The sequence below is a fragment of the Arthrobacter sp. TMT4-20 genome (genome assembly GCF_054510775.1).
Genome location: NZ_JBTNDW010000007.1, coordinates 1 through 18,471, shown reverse-complemented (window position 1 = coordinate 18,471; position 18,471 = coordinate 1). Strand labels below are relative to the sequence as shown.

At 64.5% G+C, this 18,471-nt stretch carries 16 protein-coding genes and 1 pseudogene; 8 read left to right on the top strand and 9 right to left on the bottom strand.

Features of this window, described 5'->3' with window-relative positions; all coding sequences use genetic code 11:
- Positions 1 to 2: 2 nt before the first annotated feature.
- Positions 3 to 1,124, top strand: coding sequence for a M24 family metallopeptidase (locus ACX80Z_RS08230; RefSeq protein WP_459315611.1), 1,122 nt, complete (start codon positions 3 to 5; stop codon positions 1,122 to 1,124).
- A 23-nt stretch (positions 1,125 to 1,147) separates the two neighbouring features.
- On the opposite strand, the gene ACX80Z_RS08225 is transcribed toward ACX80Z_RS08230, so the two are convergent.
- From ACX80Z_RS08225 to ACX80Z_RS08205, 5 genes are read right to left on the bottom strand one after another with little or no spacing between them, the layout of a single operon-like run.
- Positions 1,148 to 2,602 carry an aldehyde dehydrogenase (NADP(+)) gene (locus ACX80Z_RS08225; protein ID WP_459315609.1) on the bottom strand — a complete coding sequence of 485 codons (1,455 nt, stop codon included), beginning with the start codon at positions 2,600 to 2,602 and terminating at the stop codon, positions 1,148 to 1,150.
- A gap of 56 nt (positions 2,603 to 2,658) precedes the next feature.
- Positions 2,659 to 3,726: a mandelate racemase/muconate lactonizing enzyme family protein gene (locus ACX80Z_RS08220; RefSeq protein ID WP_459315525.1), complete on the bottom strand. Its 1,068-nt coding sequence runs from the start codon at positions 3,724 to 3,726 to the stop codon at positions 2,659 to 2,661.
- Entirely contained in the window at positions 3,723 to 4,634 is a 912-nt protein-coding gene (locus tag ACX80Z_RS08215; RefSeq protein ID WP_459315524.1) for a 5-dehydro-4-deoxyglucarate dehydratase, read from the bottom strand. Before ACX80Z_RS08215 ends, ACX80Z_RS08220 begins: the two co-directional genes overlap by 4 nt.
- The gene (locus ACX80Z_RS08210; RefSeq protein WP_459315523.1) at positions 4,631 to 5,662 is read right to left on the bottom strand and encodes an NAD-dependent epimerase/dehydratase family protein; all 1,032 of its coding nucleotides are present in this window, start codon (positions 5,660 to 5,662) and stop codon (positions 4,631 to 4,633) included. Before ACX80Z_RS08210 ends, ACX80Z_RS08215 begins: the two co-directional genes overlap by 4 nt.
- Complete coding sequence (locus tag ACX80Z_RS08205; protein WP_459315522.1) at positions 5,659 to 7,074, bottom strand: Gfo/Idh/MocA family protein; 1,416 nt, start codon at positions 7,072 to 7,074, stop codon at positions 5,659 to 5,661. The genes ACX80Z_RS08210 and ACX80Z_RS08205 overlap by 4 nt, the downstream gene beginning before the upstream one ends.
- Positions 7,075 to 7,237: 163 nt before the next feature.
- Here ACX80Z_RS08205 and ACX80Z_RS08200 point away from each other — a divergent pair, with 163 nt between their 5' ends.
- Positions 7,238 to 8,254 carry a LacI family DNA-binding transcriptional regulator gene (locus ACX80Z_RS08200; protein WP_459303586.1) on the top strand — a complete coding sequence of 339 codons (1,017 nt, stop codon included), beginning with the start codon at positions 7,238 to 7,240 and terminating at the stop codon, positions 8,252 to 8,254.
- 62 nt (positions 8,255 to 8,316) lie between these two features.
- On the opposite strand, the gene ACX80Z_RS08195 is transcribed toward ACX80Z_RS08200, so the two are convergent.
- Positions 8,317 to 9,666, bottom strand: a complete 1,350-nt coding sequence (locus tag ACX80Z_RS08195) for a glycoside-pentoside-hexuronide (GPH):cation symporter (RefSeq protein ID WP_459315521.1) — start codon at positions 9,664 to 9,666, stop codon at positions 8,317 to 8,319.
- A gap of 247 nt (positions 9,667 to 9,913) precedes the next feature.
- Here ACX80Z_RS08195 and ACX80Z_RS08190 point away from each other — a divergent pair, with 247 nt between their 5' ends.
- From ACX80Z_RS08190 to ACX80Z_RS08180, 3 genes are read left to right on the top strand one after another with little or no spacing between them, the layout of a single operon-like run.
- Positions 9,914 to 11,080: a Gfo/Idh/MocA family protein gene (locus ACX80Z_RS08190; RefSeq protein WP_459303588.1), complete on the top strand. Its 1,167-nt coding sequence runs from the start codon at positions 9,914 to 9,916 to the stop codon at positions 11,078 to 11,080.
- The gene (locus tag ACX80Z_RS08185; protein WP_459315520.1) at positions 11,077 to 12,291 is read left to right on the top strand and encodes a dihydrodipicolinate synthase family protein; all 1,215 of its coding nucleotides are present in this window, start codon (positions 11,077 to 11,079) and stop codon (positions 12,289 to 12,291) included. Before ACX80Z_RS08190 ends, ACX80Z_RS08185 begins: the two co-directional genes overlap by 4 nt.
- Positions 12,288 to 13,178 carry a sugar phosphate isomerase/epimerase family protein gene (locus ACX80Z_RS08180; RefSeq protein ID WP_459315519.1) on the top strand — a complete coding sequence of 297 codons (891 nt, stop codon included), beginning with the start codon at positions 12,288 to 12,290 and terminating at the stop codon, positions 13,176 to 13,178. The genes ACX80Z_RS08185 and ACX80Z_RS08180 overlap by 4 nt, the downstream gene beginning before the upstream one ends.
- Positions 13,179 to 13,380: 202 nt before the next feature.
- On the opposite strand, the gene ACX80Z_RS08175 is transcribed toward ACX80Z_RS08180, so the two are convergent.
- Both ACX80Z_RS08175 and ACX80Z_RS08170 read right to left on the bottom strand, forming a co-directional pair.
- Positions 13,381 to 14,019 (bottom strand): alpha/beta hydrolase, encoded by a 639-nt coding sequence (locus ACX80Z_RS08175; RefSeq protein WP_459315518.1) that lies wholly within the window; start codon positions 14,017 to 14,019, stop codon positions 13,381 to 13,383.
- 8 nt (positions 14,020 to 14,027) lie between these two features.
- On the bottom strand, positions 14,028 to 15,005 hold the full coding sequence (locus tag ACX80Z_RS08170) for a ring-cleaving dioxygenase (protein WP_019482172.1): 978 nt from the start codon (positions 15,003 to 15,005) through the stop codon (positions 14,028 to 14,030).
- A gap of 180 nt (positions 15,006 to 15,185) precedes the next feature.
- Here ACX80Z_RS08170 and ACX80Z_RS08165 point away from each other — a divergent pair, with 180 nt between their 5' ends.
- The 3 genes from ACX80Z_RS08165 to ACX80Z_RS08155 all read left to right on the top strand — a co-directional run bounded on the left by ACX80Z_RS08165 (position 15,186) and on the right by ACX80Z_RS08155 (position 18,321).
- Positions 15,186 to 15,995, top strand: a complete 810-nt coding sequence (locus ACX80Z_RS08165) for a hydroxypyruvate isomerase family protein (RefSeq protein ID WP_459315517.1) — start codon at positions 15,186 to 15,188, stop codon at positions 15,993 to 15,995.
- 164 nt (positions 15,996 to 16,159) lie between these two features.
- Positions 16,160 to 17,314 carry a glycerate kinase gene (locus ACX80Z_RS08160; protein ID WP_024476016.1) on the top strand — a complete coding sequence of 385 codons (1,155 nt, stop codon included), beginning with the start codon at positions 16,160 to 16,162 and terminating at the stop codon, positions 17,312 to 17,314.
- A 161-nt stretch (positions 17,315 to 17,475) separates the two neighbouring features.
- Positions 17,476 to 18,321 (top strand): HpcH/HpaI aldolase/citrate lyase family protein, encoded by an 846-nt coding sequence (locus ACX80Z_RS08155; RefSeq protein WP_116777976.1) that lies wholly within the window; start codon positions 17,476 to 17,478, stop codon positions 18,319 to 18,321.
- A 20-nt stretch (positions 18,322 to 18,341) separates the two neighbouring features.
- Here the strand turns inward: ACX80Z_RS08155 and ACX80Z_RS08150 are convergent.
- Positions 18,342 to 18,471 (bottom strand): annotated as a pseudogene (locus ACX80Z_RS08150) (acyl-CoA desaturase); the annotation flags it as partial.

Below are 18,471 nucleotides of genomic sequence, written 5' to 3'. Positions count from 1 at the left end.
GCATGCTGGTCGGTGACCCTGCGCTCCCTGCGCCCAGCAATCCGGAGGATCAACCCACCGCAGCGGATCAGGCAGCCGACCGGCAAACCAAACGGAGCCGGGTTCTGGCGGCCCTTGAACGGCGAGGCCACGAAGCTGTTCTTCTGACCACCAACACGGTCCTGACCTGGTATCTCGGCGGTAGCCGGGTTCACATTAGTCTGGCCGGGGACCCGGTGGCTGCTGTGCTGGTGACCCGCGACGGGGATCATCTGGTGACCTTCAATAACGAGATCGAACGGCTCACGGCCGAGGAGCTTCCGCCCGGGCTCGCGCTCCACCAGGTGCCGTGGCATCAGCCGCTGCACGACGTCGCCGGCTGGTTCGGGACCGGAATCTCCGCCGTTGCCGAAGCGGAGGTGAGCCGCGACCTGCGTGCCGCCCGCCGCAGCCTCCTGCCCGTCGAACTCGGCAGGTACCGGTCGCTGAACCGGGAGGTCGCAACGATCCTGACCGACGTTTTGGCAACGGTGACGCCGCAGACCACGGAGCGGGAGGTAGTAGCTGCCCTGGCCGGGCTGGTGACCGCCGCTGGTGCTGAGCCCCTCGTCCTGCTGTGCAACGGCAGCAGCCGGTCGGCCTTCCGGCATCCACTGCCCACCAAATCATCGCTGGGGGCCGGGGCCATGGTGGTGGTCTGCGCGCGCCGTCACGGCATGGTCGCAAACGTTACCCGGTGGGTGCGGTTTGGTGGTGCAACTGCAGCAGCGCTCGACGCCGAACGGCGGATCGCGTTGGTGGAGCGGGATATCTTCAACGCAACAGTGCCCGGTACGCGGTTGAATGAAGCCTTCAGCGTGCTCCAGGCGTCCTATCAGAAGCACGGTTTTGGTGCTGACCAATGGCAACTGCATCACCAGGGTGGTCCGGCGGGCTACGCGGGGAGAGACCCCCGGGCCACGCCAGCTACTGACGACGAGGTGCTGGCCAACCAGGCCTTTACCTGGAACCCGTCGGCTCCCGGCGTGAAAATCGAGGACACGGTGCTGGTGGGCGACGCGGGGATTGATGTGCTCAGCGTTGACCCACGCTGGCCAACCATCGGGGTAGGCAACCGAAACCGCCCCACAACTCTTCAGCTGTAGGGCGGTTTCGGTATTGGTGGACGCTAGCTGGAGACGGTGAGCTGACCGTCAACCCGGCGGGGGATGTTGAGTGGATTCTCCTCCTGCAGTGCCGGGTGGAGCATTGCTTCTGGTGCGTCCTGATAGGCGACGGGACGCAGGAACCGGCGGACCGCCGTCGCGCCCACCGAGGTGAAAAGGGAGGTCGTGGCGGGCCACGGACCGCCGTGCTGCTGGGCCCAGTTCACTGCGACACCGGTGGGCCAGCCATTGAACAGCACCCTGCCGGCGAGACCTGACAGTTGCGTCACCAGTGCCGTGACGTCCTCGCCAGCCTTAGCGTGGATCGTTCCGGTCAGGCTGCCGGGCACCTTTTCGAGAGCAGCGGTGAGCTCGTCCTGATCGGTGTACTCAATGAGTACCGTGGTGGGGCCGAAGCACTCCTCCAGGATGGTCTCGGGGTTGGCCAGGACCGCTGAAGCGCTGGTGGCGAAGACCACGGGGGCAGCGTCACCGCTGCTTGACTGCTGGGCGACCTCGCCGCTGATGACCTCCACACCCGGCTGGTCGGCCAGTTGACGGAGGCCGTCGGGGTAGGCCTCGGCAATCCTGGTGGTGAGCATTGGCGCCTCGCCCCTGGTTCCAGCAGTCGCAGCAACCTGCGCCGGGAAGTCGGTGCCTGCCGGGATGAACACCAGCCCGGGCTTGGTGCAAAACTGTCCCGCGCCCATGGTGAACGAGCCCGCCAGGCCTTCGGCAAGTTCGCCGCCGCGCGCCGCGACGGCGGCGGCGGTCAGGACGACAGGGTTCAGGCTACCCAGTTCACCGTAGAACGGAATCGGGTCGGGCCGCGACACCGCCAGGTCGAACAGGGCACGCCCGCCGGGGATGGAGCCGGTGAAGCCGACTGCCTTGATGGCCGGATGCTGGACCAATTCGGTACCAGCGCTCCGCCCGCTGATCAGGGCGAAAATGCCGCGTGGGGCGCCAGCAGTGTCCAGCGCTTCGGTGACGATCTCTGCGGTGCGCTCGGACAACTTCAGATGCCCCGAGTGGGCTTTCACTATGACCGAACAACCGACGGCGAGGGCTGAGGCCGTATCGCCGCCCGCGACGGAAAAGGCGAACGGGAAGTTCGACGCAGAGAAGACTCCGACCGGTCCCAGCGGGCGGAGCACTCTCCGCAGGTCCGGTTTCGGCGGGGTCGACGACGAATCGGCGTGATCGATGATGGCCTCCAGGTAGGAGCCCTCGGTAATCACTTGCGCGAAGAGACGCAACTGGCCGGTGGTTCGACCAACCTCGCCCTTCAGGCGGACTGGCCCCAACCGGGTTTCAGTATCGGCAAGAGCTACCAGTTCGTCCGCGTTCGCATCCAGTGCGTCGGCAGCGGCGATCAGCCAGGTGGCACGCTCAGCGTCGGTGGCTGCTGCAGCAATGGCCGCCGCGGCAGTGGCGGCTTTGGTGAGCTCATTGAGCTCTGAAGTGGTGGTCACGATGTGTTCCTCTTCCAATAGATGGGTCAGCGGTCTGTGCTGATGCTGACCGGATGGTTTCAGGGGGCGAAGCGAAGGCCGAGGCCAACCTGCCCTGTGGTGGTGAGTTTCCCATTAATGATGGAGATTGGGCTGGGTCCGGCCAGTACGCCAAGGCCTTCGAACGAGGCGTCCTCGACATCTTCCACCCAGGTCGGTTCGGCCAGGGTGAGCGCCAATTGGCCCGACAGTTCGGGCAGCAAATGTGGGGTGATTTTGATGCTGTGGGCACGGGCCAGTTCGACGATCCGCCGGAAGGGAGTAATACCCCCCACCCGGACAATGTTTGGCTGAATGATGTCCACGGCTTCGGCTGCGATGAAATCACGGAAGCGGTAGATGGTGTGGACGTTCTCCCCGAGGGCGATCGGTACGCGGGAGTGCTTCCGCAGCCGGGCATATGCCCAGAGGTCGTCGGCTCGCAGAGGCTCCTCAAGCCACTCCAGATCAAACTCTTCCAAGGCATCAATGGCTCGCAGTGCGGTCGGCAGATCCCACCGCTGGTTGGCGTCGATCATGAGTTTCCGGTCTAATCCAAGGACGTCCCGGACGGCGGCGACGCGTTCCACATCCTCCCGGATGTGCGGTTTGCCGACCTTGATCTTGACAGCAGTTTTACCTTCCGAAACCCACCGGCCCACCTGGGCTACCAGCTCATCCTGGGTGTAGTGCAGGTTCACCCCCGACCCGTAGACGTTCACGGCGTCCTGGCGCTGACCCAGCAACCCGGCCAGTGAGGAGTTATGTTCCTTCGCGGCCAGGTCCCACAGTGCCAGGTCAACCCCCGCCATGGCAATGGTGGTGAGCCCGCCGCCGCCGGCCTCGTGCAGCCACTTCCACAGCTGGTCCCAGACGATCTCCGGATTGGCTTCGAGCCCGTTGATGAATGGGGCGATATCGTGCTCCAGCAGCGCCTGGACAGCGTGGGCGCCGATGGTGGGGGTCCACGAGAAGCCGAGCCCGGTGCGACCGTCGTCGGTTCTCACCTCAGTGGAGACGACATGAACCTCGGGAACGTCAGGACCCCACGGCCGGGACAGCTCGATGGTGTGCAACCGGGTGGTCAGCCCGGTGATGCGGGCACTCATGTGTGGGCGGACACCAGGGTGTGTCCAACCTCGAGGATGCGCTTGAGTTCAAGCAGCTGATCCTCGGTGGGATCGACCAGGGGCGGGCGCACCGATCCGTACGCGTGGCCTTCCAACCCGAGTCCCGCCTTGATCAGCGATACACCGAACCCGGGAGTCTGATCACGCAGACGCACCAGTGGCTCATAGAAACCGGTCAACAATTCCTGGCGCCGGTCTTCATCATGGTTGATGTAGGCGTTGTAGTAGGCGTTGGCAATGTCCGGGGCCATCGCGAAGGCTGCCGAGGAATACAGCGGGATGCCCAGACCCCGGTAGGCGCCCTGGGTGAGTTCAGCGGTGAGCAGCCCGTTGAAGAACAGGAAGTCGTCGCGCCCTGAACCCTTGATGGCTGACACGATCTCCTGGGCGAGGCCGACGTCGCCCACCCCGTCCTTGAAACCGATCACCTTGGGGTTCGCTGCGAGGTGGGACATCGCTGCTGCGGTGAAGCGTGCGTTGGCGCGGTGGTAGACGATGACCGGGAGGCTGGTTGCTGCGGCGATGGTTTCGATGTAGGCGATCAGACCAGCAATGGGCCCGTTGACCAGGTAGGGCGGCAGCACCAACAGGGCATCGGCGCCCGCCTGCTCGGCGGCACGCGCCGTGGCAAGCGCATGACCCAGCGGCCCACCGGTGCCAGCGACAACCGGCACAGCTCCAGCGACGACCTCGACGGTCGCGCGAACCACGTCGCTGACCTCTTCAATGCTGAGCGCGTGGAACTCGCCGGTGCCGCAGGCCGGGAACACTCCGCCTGGCTGGTGCTCCATTCTGGCGCCCACATGTTCTTTCAGGGCATCAAGATCGACTGTGTTGTCGGGGGAGAACGGGGTGACTGGGAAGAAAAGAACTCCGTCGAATTTCATGGGTTTACCTGGTTTCCGCGCGAGGCTGTTGCCAGCTCGGCTGCAATATCGAGGGTGGGCGGTGCTGCGGGGGAGAGGGAATCCGACCCGGAGGGCTGCAACTCCGAACGCCAGCTGCGGCGGGGCGACCAGCCGAGCAGTCGGTGGGCCTTCTCGACGGAGAAGGCCGGGTGGGTGCCGGTTAAGGATTCAGCGAGGGGCCCACTATTGGCGATGAACTTCGGTAGCAGGACCGCCAGCGGCTCCGTGGCCAGCGAGTCAGCCGCGCCAACAAAGAAGGTTTGCCCGTTGGGGATGGAGTCCATCTTTTGGAGCAGCACGTCAAGGAAATCGGACACATCACGGGCGTCAACATAGTTGAACAGTGCTGGCGCCGCGAGCGCCGGATCAGCGAGCCGCTCTTCGACCGTATGACCCTGCTGTGTTGGCGCCCCACGCCACTCTTCCGGGGAGATGACGAAGCACGGACGGAAGGCGGCGTACCGGCTGCGCTCCCCATGCGAAATGGTGAACATCTCCATGATCTGCTCGGCCAGGTGTTTGGACAGGGCGTAGGCGTTCCATGGTTGGGGCGGTGTGGTTTCGTCCAGGGGAAAGGCGGCTGGAAGCCACCCTGACGGGGCGCCATAACCGAGCACTGTGGGGCTGCTGGCCGTAATGATCTTGCCGACGCCCAGGTCGGTGGCTGCCTGGAGTACGGTGAACGCCAGCCGGCTGTTGGTGTTGAAGATGACGTCTTCGGGTGCGCTGAAGGGGACGGCGATGGCCGCCAGATGGATCACCGAGTCTGGCCGGTGGGCCTGGATGATTCGGAATGGCTCACCGTCGGTCAGTAGATCCGCGGCCTCCTGGATTACACCAGCGGGGAAGATGCCCTCGGGAGCCCTGTCACGGTCCACAGAGACGACATCGTAGCCGGCCTCCGCGAGACCTGTGACGACGCTGCGCCCCAGTCTGCCCGCTCCACCCGTCACGAGGACAGTACCCCGATCTGGTGGGGTATCGCCGATTGACGTGGTGCCCGTCATGGCGTCCGCCGGAGGTCCATGCCGAGGCCTAGATCGGGGATGCGCACGGGCATGCCATTGGCCAGAGACTCGTTGCCTGCGATCCCGACGGCGACCGCGCTCAGACCGTCGATATAGCCGGAGGGGCGTCCCAATGGGTCGGCGCCAGGGCCGTTGAACAGATCGGACAGGAGCAGTCGGTCGCCGCCACCATGAGCCCCTTCGCCGTTGTGTATGGTGACCTCGGATGCTGGTTCCCAGTGGCGCTGGACGATGAGGCGCTCGCCGTTGCGGCGAACCTGGTCGTCCTCGCTGACGGGCGTTGCGCTGGGGTCGACCACGTCCTTCTTCTCGGCGCTGCCAGACACTGCTGCGCGCTCAACCACTTCGAGTTCGGCGCGGCCTTCGGTACCGTTAACCGAGACCCGGTAGCCTTCCCAGGGGCTGTGGGCGTTGAGGGAGTAGGAGAGGGTGGAACCACGCTGGTAGTCGACCACGAGGGCCAGGTTGTCCTCGATGGTGATGCCACCGGCAAAGACGTCCTGGTCGCGTCGGTAGCCGTCGTGGTGTTCGTTCTTGAGGTAAAGCGATTCGAGGCGGGAATCTTCTCTCAGGTCCAGGGCGAAGGGATCCGCGTCGGCCCCATCGTGGGTTCCGCGGTCGTTCCGCTCCCCGAGACCGCGGGCCGCAGCGTTCTTATCGCCGTAGAAGCGGAGGGCTCCCGAGGCATAGACGCGCTGCGGGACGTCGTCGATCCACCAGTTGACGAGGTCAAAGTGGTGGGATGCCTTGTGGATGAGTAGGCCGCCCGACTTGTCCTTTTCGCGGTGCCACCGACGGAAGTAGTCAGCGCCGTGGACGGTGTCGAGCATCCAGCTGAAGTCCACCGAGGTGATCGTCCCGAGGGCTCCGCTCTGGATGACTTCCTTGAGCGCACTGTTGCGGGGGGAATACCGGTAGTTGAAGGTGACAACCACGCTGTGACCGGTCTGCTCGACGGCCGCCGTGATTCGCTGGCATCCTTCCGCATCTATGGTCAGTGGCTTTTCCACGACGACGTCGGCGCCCGCTTCAAGTGCTTCAACGATGTAGTCGGCGTGGGTGTAATCAGGGGTGGTGACGATGAGCCGCTGGACGTCATTGTCACGGATGAACGCGGTGAGATTCTCCGGCTGGAAGGTGGGAACCGTCGAATCGGGTGCCTTGGTGAGGTGGCGGATCACGTTCTGGTAGTGCTCCACCCGGCCCGGGTTGGTGTCACTGAGGCCGACGAGGGTGGCTACATCTGCGTGAGTATCGAGGATAGCCTCGATGTACATTTCGGAGCGGGCGCCGGTGCCAATCAGCGCGAACCGGGTCCGGGTATCGGAGGAGGCGTCGGCGCTCGCCAAGGCAGAGTCGGGCAGTAGGTCCACTGTGTCAACGTTGGTCACAGGATATCCCTTTCCAGGAACGGGGTGTGGGATCCAGCTGGATGCGAACAGCTGAACGAGAAAACGTTTTCTGAAAGCGTTATATAGTTTGTATCAAGTAAGGGTGCATCCGTCAACAGGGCGTAGCGTGGAGCACCGAACCGAATGGATGTAGGACGGTCTTATGGCTAAGCGATCCACCACACGTCGCACCGGCATTGCCGACGTGGCCAAACACGCCGGAGTTTCGCACGCCACGGTGTCCCGGGTAATGAACGGAAACTTCACAGTAGATCCGGTGATTGCCCAGCGTGTCCGCGATTCGGCGGCAGAGCTGAAGTACTATCCCAATTCGGTGGGACGGTCACTCGCCCTCGGGAAAACCGACACGATCGGGGTGGTGGTGCCAGACCTCGGAAACCCTACGTTCCAGGCCATGCTGCGCGGTGTCAGCAGGGCGGCGGCCAGGGACGGGTACCGGGTACTGATCGCGGACTCCTCGGAGGTGTTGAGCGAGGAAGCCATTCTCGCGGCCGAGGCGCGACGGCGGTGTGACGGCGTCGTGCTCTGTGCCCCTCGCATGAGCGATGCTGAACTTCAGGAGTTGGCATCCGCGCTGCACCCGCTGGTACTGATAAACCGCACGGTCGCTATCGAGAATACTCCGTCCCTTTCCGCCAACTACGGGCAGGGTATTCAGGAGCTTGCCTCTTACCTGGTGGAGTTGGGCCACAAGCGGCTGGCGTTCCTCTCCGGGCCCGCGCAGAGCGCCTCGAACCGGCTGCGCGTGGACGGGTTGACCCAGTTCGTGGCCGAGCATCCCGACGTCGAACTCCAGACACTGTCCGGTGGCGTGAGTTTTGCGGAGGGACACGAATCTGTTGAGCGAATTCTTGCTTCGGGGGCCACTGCGGTGCTCGCGTTCAACGACCTGGTGGCGATGGGGTTGCTCAGCGGCCTTCATGAGCGGGGGGTCGACGTACCAGGCGAAATTTCGGTGACCGGGTTCGATGACATTCCGTTTGCTCGCTACACCACGCCTCCGTTGACTACAGCTGCGGTTCCTATCACCGAACTGGGTGAGGCTGCCTGGGAACGGATGAAAGCGGTACTGCAGGAAGATGAGGGCGTCAGCCTTGCGACGACCTTCAGCCCGCAGGTCGTTGCCCGTGGAAGTACTGGTCCCGTCCCGCCCGGCTAACCCGGCAGGGAGGTCGTCGCAGCCGGGCAGGGTTGGGCGGGGTGATGCTGGGTCGAACCGGCTCAGGGTGAGGGGCGACCCTGGATGGTGGCGACCAGTTCGGCGTGGGTGCGATCGGTGAGGCGATACCAACCCATCACTGCGACTGCGGCCAGGATGGCAAGCGCCGGCGCGAGCCCCGCGGCTACCCGAATGCCCAACAGTGCTGCTTCGGACTGCTGGACGGCGCCCGACTGATAGCCGCCCCAGGCCAACGCGAAGGCGGCCAGAGCGCCACCGAACGCCATCCCGATTTTTCGGGTGGAGGACAGTAGGGAGTAGTTTATGCCGTCGGACCGCACCCCTGTTTTCCACTCGCCGTACTCGACCGTGTCGGCGATCAGGGCCCAGACCATGATGCTCACACTGGCGGCACCAGCGAGGGCGAGGAAAATCCCCAGCAGGGCGACCCAGACGAGCTCCGTCGGTGCGGCGAAGACGAGGATTCCCCCGACGGCACTGGTGAGCCCACCGGTGATATAGATGCTGCGCTTGCCGAAGCGGTGAACCAGGCGTGGAGCGGTTGCGGCGAGGGTCAACGTGAGCAGGACCTGCGCCAAGGCCACTATCGGGAAGAGATCCAGCCGCTGCAGCACGTCCCTAAGATAGAACAGCTTGGCCGTATTGGTGACCACATTTGAGGTCATGAAAAGCAAGGAACTGATGCAGAGTACCAGCAGGGGAGTGTTGCCCTTCAGCGCGGCACCAGCCTGGCGGAGAGAGAGCTTCGGAGACGCCTGATGGAGTTGCTCCCGGGTAGACAGGGCGCAGAAGAGGTAGAGGCCGGTGCCTGCAATGGCGAAGCCAATGGTGAGCGTCGTGAAAATGTCCTGCAGGTCGGCGCCCGCACCCAGAAGTGGCGCCACGAAAACACCGAGGATTGAGCTGGTCGCCAGTCCCCCGATCGTCCGCGCGCTGGCCAGCCGGGCGCGGCTCCGCGGGTTGCGTGTCATGGCGCCAACGAGGGCGCCGTAGGGAACGTTGACCATGCTGTAGGCGAGGCAGAACGCGAAGTAGGTGACATACGCGTAGATCAACTTGCCTGCGGGATCGAGTCCGGGGACGTGAAACATCGCGACACACAACGAGAGCGGGATTGCACCAAACAGGAGGAACGGGCGGAATTTACCGAGCCGGCGATGGTAATTCCGGTCAGCCAGGCGGCCGGCAAGGATATCGGTGACCCCGTTGAAAAGCCCTGCAAGAAGCAGGACGGTACCGGCCGCTGCTGCAGGAATGCCCGCAACGTCGGTGTAGTAGACGAGCAGGAACATGCCGATGGTGGTGAATGCCATGCTGTTTGCCATGTCCCCCGCCCCATATCCGGCGATGGCCACCGGGCGGGGTTCGATTCCTACGGTGGGTTGGGTCATGTGGCGCCCGAGCCTTTCTGGAAATGAGCAGCCGGACGCGAGCGCTGGAAGGCAATGAGGGGTGCGCAGGTTCCGAAGAAAGCGTTTTCTTGGAAGGTAGCAGGCAGGTTGAGGTGTGGTCAATGTAAGCGGACTGATGACACTCGACTGACCCTTGACGAACTCTGAAGCAGAGGGCTAATGTGGAAAGCGCTTTCCAATCTTTTGGTTCTAATTCATTTCCGCCCAAGCTTTCGGGAGACAACCCATGACCAGCACTCGCACCCTCCGCATCGCCATGAACGGGATCACCGGACGGATGGGGTACCGCCAGCATCTGCTGCGCTCCATCCTGCCCATCCGCGAAGCTGGAGGAGTACTCCTTGCGGACGGCAGCCGCGTGCAGGTGGAACCCATCCTGGTGGGGCGCAACGAGTCGAAAATCCGCGACCTTGCCCAGCAGCACAAGGTGGAGCACTGGACCACCGATCTGGACGGCATCATCAATGACCCCACCGTCGATATCGTCTTCGACGCGTCAATGACGTCGCTGCGTGCGGCGACCCTCAAAAAGGCCATGGCGGCCGGCAAGCATATCTATACCGAGAAGCCGACCGCAGAAACCCTTGGCGAGGCCGTTGAGCTGGCCCGGATTGCCAGGGACGCCGGGGTGACCGCCGGGGTGGTACACGACAAGCTCTACCTTCCCGGGCTCGTGAAACTCCGTCGCCTAGTCGATGAGGGGTTCTTTGGTCGCATCCTGTCCCTCCGCGGTGAGTTCGGCTACTGGGTCTTCGAAGGCGAGATTCAGCCAGCCCAGCGGCCCTCCTGGAACTACCGCAAGGAAGACGGCGGCGGCATGACCACCGATATGTTCTGCCACTGGAACTACGTGCTCGAAGGCATCATCGGTGAGGTTCGCAGCGTCAACGCCAAGACCGCCACCCATATCCCCGCCCGCTGGGATGAGCAGGGCAACGAGTACAAGGCGACTGCCGATGACTCCGCCTACGGCATCTTCGAACTGGAAACCCCCGCGGGTGACAGCGTCATTGCCCAGATCAACTCCTCATGGGCCGTCCGGGTCTACCGCGACGAACTGGTTGAATTCCAGATCGACGGAACACATGGTTCGGCAGTCGCCGGGTTGAACAAGTGCGTCGCCCAGCAGCGCGCCCACACCCCGAAGCCGGTGTGGAACCCGGACCTGCCCGTCACCGAGTCCTTCCGGGACCAGTGGCAAGAAGTTCCAGCCAACGCCGAGCTGGACAACGGCTTCAAGCTGCAGTGGGAGGAGTTCCTGCGCGACGTCGTCGCCGGTCGCGAGCACCGCTTTGGTCTGCTTTCGGCCGCCCGCGGAGTCCAGCTGGCCGAGCTGGGACTGCAGTCCTCGGCCGAGCGCCGCACCCTCGATATTCCGGAGATCGCCCTGTGACCGCCATCCACCTCCCTACCCGGGACGGGACCTTTGAGCGGCGCGAACTGCGGGAGGTGAGGTCGTGGCCCAAGCCCGTGGCGCCGCTGACTTCTCGGCACGTGTACGCCGCAGCCCATGTCATCCCCGTCGTCACCGCGGACAACACCCCCGGCTCCCCAGCCGTGCTCGATTGGGACCATACCCTCGCCTACCGACGGGAACTGTGGTCCTACGGGCTGGGCGTCGCTGATGCCATGGACACTGCGCAACGGGGGATGGGTCTGGACTGGCCCGCCACCCAGGAACTGATCCGTCGTTCCGGAGCGGAAGCCGCCGTCGTCGTAGCCTCCGACGCTCCCGCCACCCGCGGCAAGTCGGTGCGCGACATCCTCGCCTGTGGTGCGGGCACCGACCAGCTGGATCTTGCGGGCCTCCCTGCTGGACGCGCTGGCCTGGACGCGGTCATCGAGGCTTACCGGGAGCAGATCAAGGTAGTGTCCGGCGCTGGCGCGAAGGTGATCCTGATGGCATCGCGGGCGCTTGCCGCCGTCGCGGACGGTCCCGATGACTACGTGTACGTGTATGGCACGCTGCTCGCCGAGGTCGACGAGCCGGTGATTCTGCACTGGCTGGGGACCATGTTCGATCCCGCCCTCGCAGGGTACTGGGGTAGCGACGATGTGGCTGCTGCGACCCGGACGTTCAGCGACCTCATCGCGGCGAATACCGCGGCGGTGGATGGGGTGAAGGTGTCGTTGCTGGATGCCGCCCACGAGGTGGCGTTGCGCGCGGACCTACCCGCCGGTGTCCGGCTCTACACGGGAGACGACTTCAACTATCCCGAGCTGATCCACGGCGACGGCACCCACCATTCAGACGCTCTCCTGGGAATCTTCGCAGCGATTTACCCTGCCGCTTCGGCGGCGCTGCAAGCCTACGACGACGGCGACGCCGCCCGGGGCCGTGTAATCCTCGACTCGACCCGGGAGCTCGGCAAGCACATCTTCAGCGCCCCGACCCAGTATTACAAGACCGGGGTAGCGTTCCTGTCCTGGCTCAACGGCAAGCAGCCGGGTTTCCAGATGGTGGGCGGCCTGCATTCGGGGCGCTCCGTGCTCCACCTGACTGAGACCTTCACGCTGGCCGACACCGCTGGCCTACTGATCGACCCGGAGCTGGCTGCCCACCGCTTCGGCCAACTGCTCAGCGCCTACGGAGTGAGCGCATGAGCAGACTTGATTTCAGTCGGCTATCCATCAACACTGCCACCACCAAGAGCCTCACGCTGCAGGAGGCGGTTCGGGTCTATGCCGACGCAGGCCTCCAGCACATCGGCGTATGGCGTGACCGGGTCGCCGAAGCCGGCCTGGACAAGGCGGTACGGCTGGTCCGCGAAGCCGGCCTGGAGGTGTCGAGCCTGTGCAGGGGAGGTTTCCTGACCGCCGCCGACGCCGACGGGCAGCAGCGCGCCCTCACCGACAACACTGCGGCCATTCGTGAAGCCGCGGCACTCGGTACCCGGGAACTGATCATGGTGGTGGGCGGGCTTCCCGCAGCCAGCGCGCTGATTGGGGGACCCGCCGTCGCCCCCTCAACACCGGGCGCTAAGGACGTTGCCGCGGCCCGCCGACGGGTGGCCGACAGGCTCGCTGAGCTGGTTCCGGTGGCGCAGCAGCACGGGGTTCGACTGGTGCTGGAGCCGCTGCACCCGATGTATGCGGCTGACCGGGCCGTACTTTCCACCCTGGGGCAAGCGCTCGATCTTGCGGAGCCTTTCCCCTCGGACACCGTCGGGGTGGTGGTGGATACGTTCCACGTCTGGTGGGACCCTTCCCTGGAGGCGTCGATTGCCCGCGCCGGGTCCGAGGACAGGCTCGCGTCATACCAGGTGTGTGACTTCAACCTACCGATTGCGGCCGATGCGCTGCTCTCCCGCGGCTACATGGGCGACGGTTTTGTCGATTTCGCGACCATCGGGCGATGGATCGCCCAGACCGGCTATGCCGGTCCGGTGGAGGTCGAAATCTTCAACCAGGCCATCTGGGACAGCCCGGGAGCCGACGTCGTCGAGACGGTGAAATCCCGTTGGGCGCAGCACGTGCTCCCGCACCTCTAACACCTGCCAGGATCGGGCCAACTCACCCCAGTTCCGGGCCCCTGACCCCAGGATCGAGTCAACAGAAATAGCTGGTTTCCGGTCGGAAATACGTTATCTCTGTTGACTCGATCCGTGAGGACGCTCGATGGTGCGGGCGCTCGATAGTGGGGCCGTGGGGCCGCGTGGTCTGCCTGGCTTGGTGGGAGGCTGGCCGGAGGGATTAGCTCGTCGTCGTGGCCGTTCGGGAGCTGACCCATGCTGCCGCGCCCTCCACCTCCGAGGCGTGTACCCCGTGCCCGCCCTCGCGGACGCTCTGGTGAACGTCGGCGCCGGCGGCGTCGAGCACCGACTTCAGCTGCATCACGCTGGCTAGTGGCGCCATCGCATCGGCCTCCCCGTTGAAGAGGGCGACGGCGGTGCCCGCCAGGTCGCCGTCGACCGTCCGGTCACCCAACGGGTACATGCCGGAGAAGGCGACGACGTCAGTCAGCACCTCGGGGTGCAGCAGCACCGTAGCGAGCGCGATATTCGCGCCGTTCGAGAACCCGACGGCGATAATCTTCCGGCCCCCAAGGCCGTGATGTTCCCGCGCCCAACCGATGAAGTCGGCAAGCTCGCCCGCGCGCCGGACGACGTCGTCGACGTCGAACTGGCCTTCGCCGAACCGCCGGAACCACCGGTTCATGCCCTGTTCTTGCACCGGGCCACGAGGGGAAAGATAGCCGGCGCCGGGTGCGAGGCGTTCGGCGAGCGGCAGGAGGTCGTGCTCAGTCCCACCTGTGCCGTGGAGCAACAGCAGGACCGGGCTAGCCGGGGTTCCTGCGTGATACAGGTGCGGCCAGTTCTCAACGTTGGTCATCTCGATTCCTAACTCAGGAAAGTAGCGATTGACGGATTGTTCTCCGCTGGCACGTCGATCTTCGCGACCGCGTTGGAGATGGCGTCACGGTTCGGCTCGAGCCATGGTGGCAGCTTCAGGGAGCGGCCCAGTTCGAGCAGCGGCTCGTCGATGTCGAAGCCTGGGGTGTCGGTGGCGATTTCCAGGAGGGTTCCGCCGGGCTCCCGGAAGTAGATCGAGGTGAAGTACTGGCGGTCGAGGATGGCTGTCACGGCGTACCCGCGGTCGGCCAGGTCCTGGCGCCAGAGCTCCTGAGTGGCCTGGTCGGGCACCCGGAAGGCGATATGGTGCACGGTGCCGCCGGCTACGAGGCCGCGTTCGCCGCGGCGGTCGGTGACGATGTCAACAACTGTTCCGGGCTCGCCATTGTGTGTGCTGAGCCGGTACCTGCCATCGGTCTCGCTGAGGATGTTCATGCCGAGGTCGCGGGTGAACGTTTCGAGGCTGGCGGTGGGGTCCTCGACGGTGAGCACTGAGGAGTGCTGCCCGCGGACCGCGTATTCGGCTGGCACCGAGGCGGAGTCCCAGGGGTTGCGGGGGTCAGAGAGCGACGACGCCACGAGGTCAATCTGCAGGCCGTCAGGGTCACGCAGTGACAGGCGTTCTTCCTCGGAGGAGGCGCGAGCAATCACCGAGTCGACCCCGATAGCTTTGAAGTGGTCCTGCCACCAGCCGAGGCTGCCCTGCGGGACAGAGAATGCAGTGGTGGTGGACTGTCCACTGCCGACCTTGCCGCTGCGAATGCCCTGCCAGGGGAAGAAGGTGAGGAGGGAGCCGGGATTGCCCGCTTCGTCCCCGTAGTAGAGGTGGTAGGTGCCGGGATCATCGAAATTCACTGTCTTCTTCACGAGCCGCAGGCCTAGACCCTTGATGTAGAAGTCGATGTTCTTCTGGGGGTCACCAGCAATTGCGGTGACGTGGTGGAGCCCTTCGGTCTGTGCGGTCACAACTTCCTCCTCGATAGATCCAGCGCTCGACGCCGGTATGTAGATGCAAACGCATGGACCTACGGGTTTGTTCCCGGGGTGTAGATGGGGGAACTGGTTGACGCACTTCCGTGATCCTCCTAGCATTTCGCAAGGCGAAGAATACTTCCGAGATGCGGAATCACCGATGAGAGAATCCATATGACTTACACCGTGAACTGTTCAATCCTCTTCACCGAGCTGCCGCTATTGGACAGGCCAGCTGCCGCGAAGGCCGCCGGCTTCGATGCGGTGGAGTTTTGGTGGCCATTCCCCACTTCAACGCCCACCGCAGCCGAAGTTCAAGACTTCGAAGACGCCATCACGAATGCGGGAGTCCAGCTGACGGGCTTGAACTTTAATGGCGGTGATTTGCCGGGCGGGGATCGAGGTCTGGTTTCCTGGCCGGCCCGCAGCGAGGAATTCCGAGCCAACGTTCCGGTCGTCGTCGGTATTGGTGAGCGGCTGGGTTGTAAGCACTTCAACGCCCTGTACGGGAACCGGGTGGAGGGCGTGAGCGCGCAGGAACAGGACACGCTGGCCGTCGACAATCTGGTCCTGGCCGCCAACGCTGTCGCAGCAATTGACGGGACGGTCCTCCTGGAGCCAATCAGCGGTGCAGACCGTTACCCGCTCAAGACGGCACAGGACGCGCTCAGCGTCATCGCCAATGTCCACGCCCACGGTGCCACCAACATCAAACTGCTCGCCGATTTTTACCACCTGTCAGTGAATGGCGACGACGTCGGCGTGGTCATCGAAGCACACGCCGAGGACTTTGGGCATATCCAGATCGCCGATGCACCAGGGCGCGGCGCACCCGGCAGCGGTGACCTTCCGCTTGCCGACTGGATCGATCGCAGTCGAACCCTCGGATATCAGGGCCCGATCGGCCTCGAATACAAGAGCCCCCCGGAGCAGGCGTTCACCTGGCTTGGCCGGCAGCTGTCAGGTGAAAGCCGCATCGGTTGACCGCTTGCGTCGACGTGACGACTGGAAGGAACACTCCTTCACAGGATGTAGAACACCACGGCCACCATTGGACACCCTCGGCAATCCGTTCGGTGGTGGCGTTTCACTTGCTGCACCGGGCTGTCCCGAGGCCGCAGCCGGCCCACCAATGATCTAATGGCGGTATGCGCATAGTGATTGCACCGGACAAGTTCAAGGGTTCACTCTCCGCCCCCGAGGTCGCCGAGGCAGTGGCCGCGGGGTTGCGCGGCGCGCTGGGACCCGATTCGATCCTCAACATTGAGCAGGTGCCAGCGGCCGACGGCGGCGAAGGGACTCTCGATGCGGCCGCCGCCGCCGGATTTTCCCTCCTGATCACCACGGTCACCGGCCCCACGGGTGAGCCGCTGGAAGCGCCGATTGCGATCCGCGGTTCGCAGGCAGTGATTGAAATGGCCCTCGCGTCGGGCCTGGCCGTATTGCCGAACAGCACGCTCGATGCGGGCGGCGCCACCAGCCGAGGCACCGGTGACCTCATTCGCTTCGCGCTCGACCACGGCTGCACCGACATCGTGCTCGGGGTGGGCGGCAGCGCCAGCACCGACGGCGGGGCGGGCCTGCTGGCCGGACTGGGCGCACGATTGCTCGACGACGACGGCGGTGACCTTCCGCCCGGTGGTGCAGCGCTCGTCCACCTCGCATCAATCGACCTGACTGGTCTTGACCAACGCCTGTCGACAGCTTCGATCACTCTCGCCTCCGACGTCGACAACCCACTCCTGGGCCCCAACGGCGCCGCTGCAGTGTTCGGCCCGCAAAAGGGCGCCACCGCCAGTGATGTCGAGAATCTCGATACCGCCCTCGGACGGTTCGTGAGCGTTCTGGCGACAGTAGCCGGCCCCGCGATCGATGAGGCGGCCACCGCGCCGGGTGCCGGTGCCGCCGGTGGGGTGGGGTTCGCTGCGCTCGCCGTGTTGAACGCGCGGCGACGGCCGGGCATCGACGTCGTCCTGGAGTTGACGGGCCTGGCCGAGAAGCTGCGCGACGCAGACCTGGTGATCACGGGAGAGGGCAGCCTCGATGAACAGAGCCTGGGCGGAAAGACCCCCATGGGAGTGGCGACCGCAGCGGCGGTGGCGAACGTCAGGGCTATCGCCGTCTGCGGGCGCACCGTCCTGACGCCCGACCAGTTATCCACGGCCGGGTTTGAGCGCACCTTCGCGCTGACGGACCGGGAACCCGACGTCGAGCTGTGTATTGCCAACGCTGCCAGTCTGCTGGAGGAAGTGGGCAAGGAGATCGCTGCTTATGTTGGTCTTACCCAGCAGTGCGCCCGCTAGGCCAAGCCATTAATGTTCAGGGCAACTCAACTAACTGCTGACCATGTCTACCAGCATCTGAGCGCTCAGGCCGGGGATTGGGGCTGGTTTTGTTCGTAGTGTTTGGGTCAGCTTCGGTGCTGCGGTGGATTATGGCTCCGACCGTTCAGTAGTGTTCATATATGGCCTCCTTAAGAAACAGCCGCGCAGCTGCGCTCCCCGCCAAGCTCTCCCGTTCCTGGCTCCTTGCCTCCGCGGCGTCTGAGGCCAACTTCGCGCCTGCCCTCACCTCCGAGGCGGACTCGGTAGTGTTCGACATGGAAGACGCCGTTCCCGCCGATGGCAAAGCCGAGGCGCGGGAGCGGGTGGTGGAGGCACTCTCTACCGGGATGACGGCCTGGGTGCGAGTCAACGGCATCGAAACCGATTTCTGGGCCGACGACCTCGCGGCACTCTCGAAGGCTCCCGGACTACGCGGGGTCATGCTGGCCATGACGGAGAAGCCCGAGCAGGTCACCCACACCGCCATGCGACTTCAGGCGGGCACTCCGGTGCTGGCCCTGATCGAGTCGGCGCTGGGTATTGAGAACGCCACATCGATTGCCAGCGCACCGGGCACGTTCCGGCTCGCGTTTGGCGTCGGTGACTTCCGGCGAGATACCGGAGCCTCCGACGAGCCGATGGCCTTGGCCTACGCCCGCGCCAAACTGGTGGTTGCTTCGCGGGTGGGTCAGCTGCCCGGCCCTATCGATGGTCCAACCGTTGGAGCGCTGGGGGACACGCTGCTGGAGGCCTGCAAGGTGACCGCCTCGATGGGCATGACCGGCAAGCTCTGCCTGCTACCTGACGCCACCGACACCATCAACAAGGGTCTCTCGCCGAGCGAGTCCGAGATTATGTGGGCGCATGAACTTCTCGTTGCGCATGAGGCTGGGGCCGTCGTCGGTGACGGATCCTATCTTCCCCGTCTGGCCCGAGCCCAGAAAATCTCTTCACTGGCCGATTCCTACGGACTGTGGAACGCCTAAACACCCACCTCAGTGTCGGGCTATTGGTGCCGGTATTTGTTGACCATGGGGCAGTCGAAGGGGTCGCGTGCGGCGAGGCCTACCCGGTTGAGGTAGGACACCACTGCGCCGTAGGAGGCTGCGACACCGACCTCGGTGTAGGGGACTTTG